The 12,027-nt window shown below is 57.0% G+C and carries 9 protein-coding genes; all 9 read right to left on the bottom strand.

All coding sequences use genetic code 11. The features are described 5' to 3' along the window. Positions 1 to 226: 226 nt before the first annotated feature. Positions 227 to 1,186, bottom strand: coding sequence for an acetyl-CoA carboxylase carboxyl transferase subunit alpha (accA, locus tag F3J36_RS13655; protein ID WP_021507476.1), 960 nt, complete (start codon positions 1,184 to 1,186; stop codon positions 227 to 229). A 12-nt stretch (positions 1,187 to 1,198) separates the two neighbouring features. Further along, positions 1,199 to 4,681: a DNA polymerase III subunit alpha gene (gene dnaE / locus F3J36_RS13650; protein WP_058759534.1), complete on the bottom strand. Its 3,483-nt coding sequence runs from the start codon at positions 4,679 to 4,681 to the stop codon at positions 1,199 to 1,201. A gap of 31 nt (positions 4,682 to 4,712) precedes the next feature. After that, positions 4,713 to 5,339, bottom strand: a complete 627-nt coding sequence (rnhB, locus tag F3J36_RS13645; RefSeq protein WP_088516621.1) for a ribonuclease HII — start codon at positions 5,337 to 5,339, stop codon at positions 4,713 to 4,715. Beyond that, on the bottom strand, positions 5,332 to 6,480 hold the full coding sequence (gene lpxB, locus F3J36_RS13640; RefSeq protein WP_058759532.1) for a lipid-A-disaccharide synthase: 1,149 nt from the start codon (positions 6,478 to 6,480) through the stop codon (positions 5,332 to 5,334). The genes rnhB and lpxB overlap by 8 nt, the downstream gene beginning before the upstream one ends. Before the next feature lie 3 nt (positions 6,481 to 6,483). Continuing rightward, on the bottom strand, positions 6,484 to 7,272 hold the full coding sequence (gene lpxA / locus F3J36_RS13635) for an acyl-ACP--UDP-N-acetylglucosamine O-acyltransferase (protein ID WP_021507480.1): 789 nt from the start codon (positions 7,270 to 7,272) through the stop codon (positions 6,484 to 6,486). A 3-nt stretch (positions 7,273 to 7,275) separates the two neighbouring features. Next, complete coding sequence (gene fabZ, locus F3J36_RS13630; protein ID WP_013507953.1) at positions 7,276 to 7,731, bottom strand: 3-hydroxyacyl-ACP dehydratase FabZ; 456 nt, start codon at positions 7,729 to 7,731, stop codon at positions 7,276 to 7,278. A gap of 194 nt (positions 7,732 to 7,925) precedes the next feature. After that, positions 7,926 to 8,951, bottom strand: coding sequence for a UDP-3-O-(3-hydroxymyristoyl)glucosamine N-acyltransferase (lpxD, locus tag F3J36_RS13625; protein ID WP_021507481.1), 1,026 nt, complete (start codon positions 8,949 to 8,951; stop codon positions 7,926 to 7,928). A 3-nt stretch (positions 8,952 to 8,954) separates the two neighbouring features. Beyond that, complete coding sequence (skp, locus tag F3J36_RS13620) at positions 8,955 to 9,452, bottom strand: molecular chaperone Skp (RefSeq protein ID WP_021507482.1); 498 nt, start codon at positions 9,450 to 9,452, stop codon at positions 8,955 to 8,957. A gap of 113 nt (positions 9,453 to 9,565) precedes the next feature. Next, on the bottom strand, positions 9,566 to 11,977 hold the full coding sequence (gene bamA / locus F3J36_RS13615) for an outer membrane protein assembly factor BamA (RefSeq protein WP_021507483.1): 2,412 nt from the start codon (positions 11,975 to 11,977) through the stop codon (positions 9,566 to 9,568). Positions 11,978 to 12,027: the final 50 nt, after the last annotated feature.

Raw genomic sequence — 12,027 nt, 5'->3', positions numbered from 1 at the left:
GCGTTGCATGGTAACAGTCTCAGTCCAGGGCATAGTGAGTCTCCTCTGCTATGCCGTTTATAACTGTTACCCATGTGCCCGGTCTAAAGTGTTACCCATGTGGCCGGTTTGTACCTCAATGCGCACCGGTATAAATGCCGCACCTGCGGGGAACTCAAGCCTGATCGCGGAAAACAGGCATAAAAAAAGCGGACCGGGGTCCGCTTCTGTGAAGGCTTTTCGGCGCTTACGCGTAGCCGTAGCTCATCAGGCGCTGATAGCGGCGGTTAAGCAGCTCTTCCGTGCTCAGCACATCGAGATCGGCCAGATCGGCCAGCAGCTGCTGCTTGAGCGCTGCCGCCATGTCCACCGGATGACGGTGCGCGCCGCCCAGCGGTTCCGGGATGATCGAATCGATCAGCTTCAGCTCTTTCAGACGCCCGGCGGTTATGCCCATCGCTTCTGCGGCGAGTGGCGCTTTGTCAGCGCTCTTCCACAGAATCGACGCACAGCCTTCCGGTGAGATCACCGAATAGGTGCTGTACTGCAGCATATTCACTTTATCGCCAACGCCAATCGCCAGCGCGCCGCCGGAGCCGCCTTCGCCGATCACGGTACAGATCACCGGGATCTTCAGGCCTGACATCTCGCGCAGGTTGCGGGCAATCGCTTCAGACTGACCGCGCTCTTCCGCGCCCACGCCCGGATAGGCACCCGGCGTGTCGATGAAGGTGATCAGCGGCATCTTAAAGCGCTCAGCCATCTCCATCAGACGCAGCGCTTTACGGTAGCCCTCGGGTGCTGGCATACCGAAGTTACGCCGGATTTTCTCTTTGGTTTCGCGGCCTTTCTGATGGCCAATGACCATCACCGGACGCCCATCCAGACGAGCGATGCCGCCGACAATGGCTTTATCATCGGCATAGGCGCGGTCACCGGCCAGCTCGTCAAAATCGTCAAACGCATTGCGGACATAGTCCAGCGTATAAGGACGCAGTGGATGGCGCGCCAGCTGCGCAACCTGCCATGCACCCAAATCGGAGAAGATTTTACGGGTCAGCTCGACGCTTTTCTCGCGCAGACGCTGCACTTCTTCATCCAGATTAATATCGTGTTTCTCATCCGAACGACCAATCGATTTCAGCGAGTCGATTTTCGCTTCCAGTTCAGCGATTGGCTGTTCAAAATCCAGGTAATTAAGACTCATAATGTTCCTGTTTTAGTCAAACTCCAGTTCCACCTGCTCCGACCCTACTAACGACCGCAAATCGTTGAGTAAACGATCGCTGGGCGAAATACGCCACGCTGCACCAAAGCGCAGCTTCGCCCGCGCATCTGCTCTCTGATAATAGAGATGCACCGGAATGGTCCCGGAGCGATGAGGCTCCAGAGACTGGCGGAGACGGTTTAAAAGCTGGTCATCAATTTGCCTGTCCGTCAGCGAGATAGCAAGTCCGCGCGCGTATTTTTCCCGCGCTTCGTCGATGTCCATGACTTCCCGGGCGGTCATTTTAAGCCCACCGCTAAAGTCATCAAAGCTGACCTGTCCACTGACGATCAGGATACGGTCCTTCTCCAGCAGCTGCTGGTATTTATCTAACGCATCGGTAAATAACATCACCTCGAGACGGCCAGAGCGGTCGTCAAGAGTACAGATACCAATTCGGTTGCCGCGCTTGGTGACCATGACGCGGGCGGCAATCACCAGCCCGGCCGCAACGGTCACTTTACCACGTTCTGTTGGATGCATGTCTTTCAGGCGCATGCCGCCAACGTAGCGCTCAATTTCTTTCAGATACTGATTGATCGGATGGCCGGTGAGATACAGACCGAGCGTCTCACGCTCGCCATCCAGCTGCACCTGCTCCGGCCACGGCGTAATGGCCGCATAAGATTGCTCAACCTGCTCGGGCTCTTCGGCCAGCACGCCGAACATATCCGCCTGTCCCGTCGCTTCGGCTTTGGCATGCTGATCCGCCGCTTTCAGGGCGTCACCCAGCGCGCTCATCAGCGCCGCGCGGTGCGGGCCAAGACGATCGAACGCGCCGGACATGATCAGTTTTTCCATCACGCGACGATTGATCTTTTTGGTGTCGGTGCGCGCGCAGAGATCAAACAGCTCTTTAAAGTAGCCGCCCTGATTACGCGCTTCGAGGATCGCTTCGATCGGCCCCTCACCCACGCCTTTGATGGCGCCGATGCCGTACACGATCTCCCCGTCATCGTTGACGTGGAACGGATAGAGCCCGGAGTTAATGTCTGGCGGCAGCACTTTCAGCCCCATGCGCCAGCACTCATCCACCAGTCCAACCACCTTCTCGGTGTTATCCATATCGGCGGTCATCACCGCCGCCATGAACTCGGCCGGATAGTGCGCTTTCAGCCACAGCGTCTGATAGGAGACCAGCGCATAAGCAGCAGAGTGCGACTTGTTAAAGCCGTAGCCCGCGAACTTCTCCACCAGATCGAAGATTTTCATCGACAGTTCGCCGTTGATGCCCATCTTCTCAGCACCATCCTGGAACACCGAACGCTGCTTGGCCATCTCCTCCGGCTTCTTTTTACCCATGGCACGACGCAGCATATCCGCGCCGCCCAGCGTATAGCCGGACAGCACCTGGGCAATCTGCATCACCTGTTCCTGATAGAGGATGATGCCGTAGGTCGGCTCCAGCACCGGCTTCAGGCTCTCATGCTGCCACTGAATATCCGGGTAAGAGATGGCTTCACGGCCGTGCTTACGGTCAATAAAGTTATCGACCATGCCCGACTGCAGCGGCCCCGGACGGAACAGCGCCACCAGTGCGATCATATCTTCGAAGCAGTCCGGCTTCAGGCGCTTGATCAGATCTTTCATGCCGCGCGATTCAAGCTGGAACACCGCGGTGGTTTCCGAGCGCTGCAGCATGTCGAAGCTTTTTTTGTCATCCAGCGGGATGGCAGCGATATCGATTGGCGGTAACCCCTGCTTTTCGCGCCGCGGGTTGATCATCTTCAGCGCCCAGTCGATGATGGTCAGCGTGCGCAGGCCGAGGAAGTCAAACTTCACCAGTCCGGCGTATTCCACGTCGTTTTTATCGAACTGGGTGACCGGGAACTGGCCGTTCTCATCGCAGTACAGCGGTGCAAAATCGGTGATTTTGGTCGGCGCAATGACCACGCCACCGGCGTGCTTGCCGGCGTTACGCGTGACCCCTTCCAGCTTGCGCGCCATGTCGATCAGCGCTTTGACCTCTTCGTCAGCTTCGTAGATCTCCGGCAGCTGCGGTTCCGCCTGGAACGCTTTTTCCAGCGTCATGCCCGGATCCGGCGGGATCAGTTTCGAGATGCGATCAACAAAGCCGTACGGATGCCCCAGCACCCGGCCGACGTCGCGAATCACCGCTTTCGCCGCCATGGTACCAAAGGTGATAATCTGCGACACCGCATCGCGGCCGTACATCTCAGCCACGTGATCGATCACCTGGTCACGTTTTTCCATGCAGAAGTCGACGTCAAAGTCGGGCATCGAGACACGTTCCGGGTTAAGGAAACGTTCGAACAGCAGGTCAAACTCCAGTGGATCGAGATCGGTAATTTTCAGCGCATAGGCCACCAGTGAACCGGCACCGGAACCACGCCCCGGCCCCACCGGAATGCCGTTGTCCTTCGACCACTGGATAAACTCCATCACGATCAGGAAGTAGCCGGGGAAGCCCATCTGGTTAATGACGTTGAGCTCAATGTCGAGACGCTCGTCATACTCCGGCCGGCGTTCGGCACGCACCTGCTCATCCGGGAAGAGAAACGCCAGGCGCTCCTCCAGCCCTTCGCGCGACTTCATCACCAGGAAATCTTCGGTCGACATGTCGCCGGTCGGGAACTGCGGCAGGAAGTATTCGCCGAGGCGCACCGTGACGTTACAACGCTTAGCAATCTCCACGCTGTTTTCCAGCGCTTCCGGGATGTCCGAGAACAGCTCGCACATCTCCTCTTCGCTGCGCATATATTGCTGAGGACTGTAGTTGCGCGGACGTTTAGGATCGTCCAGCGTGTAGCCGTCGTGAATCGCCACGCGGATTTCATGGGCATCAAAATCTTCTTCGTTGAGGAAGCAGACTTCATTGGTGGCCACCACCGGCACCGATTCAGCAATCGCCAGCTCAACCGCGGCGTGCAGATAGGCCTCTTCGTCTGGCCGGCCGGTACGCGTCAGTTCCAGATAGTAGCGGTTAGGGAAATGCTGCTGATAGAAGCTCAGGCACTGCGCCACCAGCGCGTTATTGCCGCGCAGCAGGCTGCGGCCGACGTCGCCGCGCCGTCCGCCCGACAGCAGAATCAACCCTTCGCCCAGCTCCAGTAGCCAGTCGCGATCGATAATCGGTCCGGCGATACCGTAACCGCGCTGGTAAGCGCGCGAAATCAGTAGCGTCAGATTCTGGTAACCGGTGTTATTAGCGGCCAGCACGGTGAGCTGCGTCAGCTCATCGCCCATCAAATCGCTGGCCACCTGGAAGTCGGCCCCGACGATCGGTTTGATACCGGCGCTGTGCGCGCTACCATAAAAGCGCACCAGCCCGCACAGGTTGGTGTAGTCGGTGATGGCAATGGCTGGCATGCCGAGCGCGGCCGCCTTTTTTACCAGCGGCCCGGTCTTGGCCAGACCATCGACCATGGAGTAATCGCTGTGTACGCGCAGATGTATAAAACGAGGCTCAGCCATATCAGTTTCCGGTTAAAACAGCGTCAGGCTATTAAAGCGTAGTCGGCTGGCGCGCGGCCAGCACATCAGCATCAATCAGGGCGTTACGCACCGGCGCAAAGCTGCGGCGGTGGTGAGGTGTGGCACCAAACTGCGTCAGTTTTTCCATGTGCAGCGCGGTCGGATAGCCTTTGTGCTGGGCGAAACCGTACTGCGGAAACAGCAGGTCCAGCTCGGCCATTTCACGGTCGCGCGTGACTTTGGCAATAATCGAGGCAGCGCTGATTTCCCGCACCAGGCTATCGCCCTTCACCACCGCCTGCGACGGCATCGGCAGCACCGGACAGCGGTTGCCATCAATCAGGACAAAATCCGGTGCAATATGCAGACCGGCAACCGCGCGCTGCATCGCCAGCATGGTGGCGTGCAGGATGTTCAGCTGATCGATCTCTTCCGGCTCAGCGCGGCCCAGGCTCCACGCCAGCGCTTTCTCTTTGATTTCATCAAACAGCGCAAGGCGGCGCTTTTCAGACAGCTTTTTGGAATCTGCCAGGCCGGCAATCGGCCGCGCCGGATCGAGGATCACGGCGGCGGTCACCACGGCACCGACCAGCGGGCCACGTCCGACTTCATCAACGCCGGCAATCAGCCGGGCATCAGGATAGATAAATTCAGCCATTGGCAATCTCCAGTACCGCATCCGCCGCCTGTTCGTCGGCGTTCCAGCGAATCTGCTGATGCAATTGGGTGAAAGTGGCCAGCAGCGCGTCACGCTCCGGACCGGCATGCAACAGCGGCTCCAGCGCCGCGGCTAACGCTGCAGGCTGGCACTCCTCCTGCAGCAGCTCCTGCACCAGCTCACGGCCGGCCAGCAGGTTAGGCAGCGAAACGTACGGGGTTTTCACCAGTCGCTTCGCCAGCCAGAAGGTGAACGGCTTCATACGATAGCCCACCACCATCGGGCATTTCGCCAGCATGCACTCCAGCGCTGCAGTGCCGGAAGCCAGAATCGCCGCGTCGCTGGCGATCATTGCCTGGCGCCCTTTGCCATCCAGCAGGTGCATCGGCAATTCCGGCGCGACGCTGGCTTTAATCTGCTCGAACTGCGCGCGCCGCTTCGCGTTAACCAGCGGCACCACGATCTCCAGCGCCGGATAGCGCTGGCGCAGCAGCTGTGCAGCGCGCAGGAAATCGGCGCTGAGCATCTCCACTTCCGCGCCGCGGCTGCCCGGCAGCAGGCCAAGGCACAGCGCATCGTCAGCGATGCCTAATTCACGCCGCGCGGCCAGTTTGTCCGGCTGCAGCGGCATCGCATCGGCCATGGTGTGCCCGATGAAGCGACACGGCACGTTGTAGCGATCGTAAAACGCTTTTTCAAAAGGCAGAAACGCCAGCACCAGATCGGTGTTACGGCCAATTTTGAACACGCGCTTTTGTCGCCAGGCCCACACGGAGGGACTGACGTAATGAATGGTGCGAATGCCGGCACGCTTGAGGTTGCCTTCCAGCGTGATGTTGAAATCCGGGGCATCGATGCCGACGAAGACATCCGGCCGCAGCTCGGTAAAGCGCTGGGTTAAATCCTTGCGGATGTGCAGCAAACGGCGCAGGCGGCCAAGCACCTCAACGATGCCCATTACCGCCAGCTCTTCCATCTCGTACCAGGCTTCGCAGCCTTCGGCCTGCATCAGCGGACCGGCAACGCCAACGAAGCGCGCGTCAGGATGGCGCGCTTTCAGCGCACGAATCAATCCGGCACCAAGAATATCGCCGGAGGTTTCTCCGGCGACCAGGGCAATCGTTAAGGGACGCACTGACATGAATTAACGAATCAATCCACGGGTAGAACGGGCAAAGAAGTCGTAGAAAGGCTGCACTTCGCTATGAAGTTTGGCCAGTTCTTCGATCTCCGGCTTCACTTCATCCAGCGTTTTACCGCTGCGGTACAGCAGCTTGTACGCGTTACGAATGGCGTGCAGTGCTTCTTTGCTGAAGCCACGACGCTTCAGGCCTTCGATATTGACACCGAACGGCGTGGCATGGTTGCCCTGCGCAATCACGTACGGCGGCACGTCCTGCGCGACGCCGGAACAACCGCCTACCATCACGTGGGCACCAATGGTGCACCACTGGTGCACCGCCGTCACGCCGCCGATGATGGCAAAATCATCCACGGTAACGTGGCCGCCCAGCGTTACGTTGTTGGCCAGAATACAGCGATTGCCGATCACGCAGTCATGGGCAATGTGCGCATTGACCATCAGCAGGTTGTCGCTGCCGACTTTGGTCAGCCCGCCACCCTGCGTGGTGCCACGATGAATGGTGACGCTCTCGCGGATGCGGTTGCGATCGCCGACTTCAACGCGGGTCGGTTCACCGGCATATTTCAGATCCTGATTCACTTCGCCAATCGAAACGAACTGGTAGATCTGATTATCTTTACCGATACGCGTGTGGCCATTCACCACCACGTGCGATTTCAGCACCGTGCCTTCGCCAATTTCCACGTTCGCTCCGACAACACAAAACGGACCGATTTGGACGTTGGCGCCGATCACCGCACCTTCTTCAATGATGGACGTTGGATGGATGCTGGCGGTTGAATCAATCACTAATTATGCCTCCCGGCTACGGGCACACATCATGGTCGCTTCACAGACAATCTTACCGTCTACGGTTGCCACGCCTTTGAAGCGCGTCAGGCCACGGCGGGTCTTCTCGAAGGTGACTTCCATGATCATCTGGTCGCCCGGCACTACCGGACGCTTGAAACGGGCTTCGTCGATACCGGCGAAATAGTACAGCTCGCCCGGTTCCAGTTTTCCAACGCTTTTAAACGCCAGAATACCGGTCGCCTGCGCCATCGCTTCCAGGATCAGAACGCCTGGGAAAATCGGTTTACCAGGGAAGTGTCCCTGGAAAAACGGTTCATTAACAGAAACGTTCTTTACCGCACGCAGATATTTATGCTCTTCAAATTCCAGCACGCGGTCAACCAGCAAAAACGGGTAGCGGTGCGGCAGCAGTTCTAAAATCTCTTCAATTTTCAGAGTATGCGTTTCAGTTGTCAAAATACTCTTCCTGTCCTAAAAAATCTGATGGCAACAATAACACGGCCTGCACCGATCAAAATGATCTTTCGCAGGCCGCAAATCAGTTCAGTGGCGTTTCGCTTACCATGATACCTGCTGCCGCACTCTGGTTAACCCCGAGGTGAAAGAAGGTACGCTGCTTTATTATGAAAGCGGGTAGAGCCGGGATGTACTCAGTCGTCTTTGCCGACCTTGCGTTCGATGGCTTTTAAGCGTTTGCTCATGTCATCGATGTTCATCACCAGCGCTGCCGTTTTACGCCAGGTTTTGTTGGGTTGCAGCGGGATACCCGATGAGTATACCCCAGGCTCTGTGATGGGACGCATGACCATGCCCATGCCGGTTACCGTCACTTTGTCACAGATTTCCATATGGCCGTTAATGACGCTGGCTCCGCCAATCATACAGTAACGCCCAATCTTCAGACTACCCGCCATGATCACACCACCGGCAACCGCGGTGTTATCACCAATCACGACGTTATGCGCAATCTGACACTGGTTGTCTATGATAACACCATTGCCGATCAGAGTGTTATCCAGCGCACCGCGATCGATCGTGGTACAGGCACCAATTTCTACCCGATCGCCAATCACCACGGTGCCCAGCTGAGGAATTTTCACCCAGTTGCCGCGGTCGTTAGCATAACCGAAACCATCGGCACCAATCACGGTGCCAGACTGAATCAGACAATCCTGACCAATCTGGATCTCATGATAAACCGTAACGTTGGCCCACAAACGGGAACCACGGCCAATGCGCGTGCGCTTGCCGACAAAGCAGCCGGCGCCAATCACCACGTCATCACCCAACTCAACGCCGGACTCGATGACCGCGTTAGCGCCCACCGAGACATTGTTCCCCAGCTTCGCGCTCGGATCGATCACGGCGCTGGGCGCGATATTTTGCGCGGGCTGCGGCGTGGTGTCCAGCAGTTGTGCCATGCGGGCATAAGTCAGGTAAGGGTTTTTCACCACCAGCGCGGCGGTTTTACACCACTCCAGATCCGCTTCCGTCAGCACCACGGCTGAGGCCTGAACCTGTGCGAGCTGCTCGCGGTAGCGGCTGTTGGCAAGAAAAGTGATTTGACCAGGGGTGGCGGATTGCATAGAAGCAATGCCGGAGATGGCGATATCGCCATCTCCGTGCAATTCTGCATCCAACTGCTGGGCTAAATCAGCCAGTCGAATTGATGACATCGATTATTTAACCTGTTTCAGCACGTCAGCAGTAATGTCTTTCGCGTTAGAAGCATAGGCAACGGCATTGGCGTCGATTACCACGTCATACCCTTCGCTGTCCGCCACTTTCTTCACTGCGTCCTGAATACGGCTCAGCAGTTTGTTACGCTCTTCCATCTGACGACGGCGGTTATCCTGATCGAAAGCCTGCGCTTTCGTCGAGAACGCTTCGCGCTGTGACATGATGTCTTTTTCCATGCGGCTGCGGTCGCTGGCCTTCATGGTTGAACCATCACGCTGCAGTTTCTGCATTTTAGTCTGCAGATCGCGCTCCTGGCTCTGCAGCTCAGTGGCACGGCCCTTGAATTCGTTTTCCAGCTGTTTAGCAACGGTCGCACGTTGCGGTAACTGTTGGAAAATGCTGGACACGTTTACCACTGCAATTTTGTCAGCAGCCTGAACGCCCGCGGAAACCGCTAAAGCAAGACCCAGACCTGCGGCACACAACAACTTTTTCACTATAAACTCCTTACCATCAACGTTTGTGTCAGCGACACAGTGTTGGCATCGTCCGGCTCCCGTCTGGCGCCGGCGCGATGCCGTACTACGACTCTGCTTCCGTGCTCAGAACCTTACCAGGTTTTACCGATGTTAAACTGGAACTGTTCTGCTTTGTCTCCCTCGACTTTTTTCACTGGCTGTGCGTAGGAGAACACCAGTGGTCCAAGTGGCGACATCCACTGCAGCGCAAGACCGGCAGAGACGCGAATGTTGTTCGGGTCGCTGTAGTCCGGAATGCCCGCCGCGCGGGTTTCCGCGGTGTTCTGCCACTTGGTATCCCAGACGGTACCGGCATCCATAAATACCGAGGTACGTACTGAGTTTGCATATTTTTCGCTCAGGAACGGCGTTGGCGTAATCAGCTCAAGGCTGGCGATCGCCATGGCGTTACCGCCCACCGCATCGTCAGACTTACAGATGCCGTCCGGATCGGTCAGATTACAGCTCGACGAACGATCGTTCAGGTAAGCGGCTTTCGGACCAATGGTGTTGGACTGGAAGCCACGCACGGTGCTGGAACCGCCGGCGTAGAAGTTCTCATAGAACGGCATCTCTTTGCCACCGAGTCCGTCACCGTAGCCAACACGGCCACGACCCAGCACCACCCAGGTGCCATCACGGTTCAGCGGCACGTACTGTTGGGTGTCCAGCGTCGCTTTATAGAACGAGTTATCAGAGCCCGGAATGGTCACTTTACCGTTCAGGTTGGTACGGTTACCGCGCGTCGGGAAGAAACCACGATCGAGCGTGTTGTACGTCCAGCCGTAGTTGAAGGTGAAGTCATCCGCAGAGAAATCACCGTCATCATTTAGCCCCTGATGACGACCCACCGAGTCAAGGTAACGCCACATCGCCACCTGCGGACGCATGTTGGACAGGTCATTGTGCACATAACCTAAGCCAACGCGCAGCGTGTTGTTTTCGTTAACCGGGAAGCCGAGCGTACCGTCCACACCGTAACTTTTGTTGGTGTAGTCGGAGAGATCAGCATCATCCGCTTTAAAGTCGTTGTAGAAGAGGCGGCCGCCGAGGCTCACACCGTCCACCGTGAAGTACGGATCGGTGAGTGAGAATTCTGCGTAAGTCTGGTAGTCGTTCTTGGTACCGCTGATGCCGACGGTATTACCGGTGCCGAGCCAGTTCTCCTGGGTCACGCCGACCTGGAAGCTGACGCCACTCTCCGTACCGTAACCAACACCAAAGTTGAAGGTACCGGTGTTACGCTCTTTGACTTTGTAAACCACGTCAACCTGGTCTGGCGAGCCCGGAACGCGCTGGGTATCAACGTCCACGGTTTCGAAGTAACCGGTACGGTTCAGGCGCTCTTTGCCCTGATCGACGAGGTCGCTGCCCAGCCATGCGCCTTCCATCTGACGCATTTCGCGGCGCAGTACGGCATCTTTCGAGGTGTCGTTACCTTCAAAACGCACTTTACGCACGTAGTAACGGTTACCGGCATCAACGTTGATGTGCAGCTTAACGGTTTTATCCGCATCGTTGATTTCCGGCTGCGTCACCACGCGTGGATAGGCGTAGCCATAACGGCCCAGCAGCTTCTTAATGTCATCTTCCATCTGGGTGACTTTGGTGCCGTTATACAGCTCACCGTTAGGAATCTGCGTCAGGTGCTCAATTTCCGCCGAGTGACCCGCCATGCTGCCGTTGACGATCACGCCGGCAATCTTGTACTGATCGCCTTCAGTGATGTTGACGGTGATGTAGATGCCTTTCTTGTCCGGCGTCAGGCTCACCTGCGTGGAATCAATATTGAAACGCGCATAACCGCGATCCAGATAGAAGCTGCGCAGGGTTTCGAGATCGCCCGCCAGTTTCTGTTTCTGGTATTTACGATCGCCCACCACGTTCCACCACGGCACTTCATCGCGCAGCTGGAAGCGGGAGATCAGTTCGTCTGAGCTGAACGCTTTGTTGCCGACAATGTTGATCTGCTGGATCTTGGCCGAGACGCCTTCCTGGAAGACGAATTTAAGATCGACACGGTTACGCGGCAGCGGCGTTGCGATGGCTTTAACGCTGGCGGTATATTTACCGACGCTGTAGTAAAAGTCCTCCAGCCCCTTCTCGATGGAAGAGAGCGTGGTGCGGTCAAGCGCTTCGCCGACGCGCACACCGGAGGCCTCAAGGTTCTCCTTCAGCTGATCCTCTTTCACCGCTTTGTTACCGGAGAAGGTGATGCTGGCAATGGTCGGACGTTCCTTCACCTGAACAATCAGGGTGGTGCCGTCACGCAGAACCTGGACATCTTCAAAGTTACCGGTAGCGAACAGTGAGCGAATGGTGTTTCTGATGTCATCATCATTCACCGTATCACCGACGCGTACCGGCATGCTGAGCAGAGCCGCGCCGACGGCGACTCGCTGTAGACCTTCGAAATGAATGTCCTTCACTACGAAATCGTCTGCACCGTAAACGGTGGCGCTGCTAAACAGCAGCGACGCTATGAGCAACTTTTTCATCGCCATCGTTGTTATGCGTTTTCCTAACACATCCCGCGCCTGTCTGCGTTCCAGCG

The sequence above is a fragment of the Pantoea sp. Cy-640 genome (genome assembly GCF_011752635.1).
Classification (GTDB): Bacteria; Pseudomonadota; Gammaproteobacteria; order Enterobacterales; family Enterobacteriaceae; genus Pantoea; species Pantoea dispersa.
Note: the sequence above shows the minus strand (reverse complement) of the source record. Positions and strands in the feature narration are given on the sequence as shown.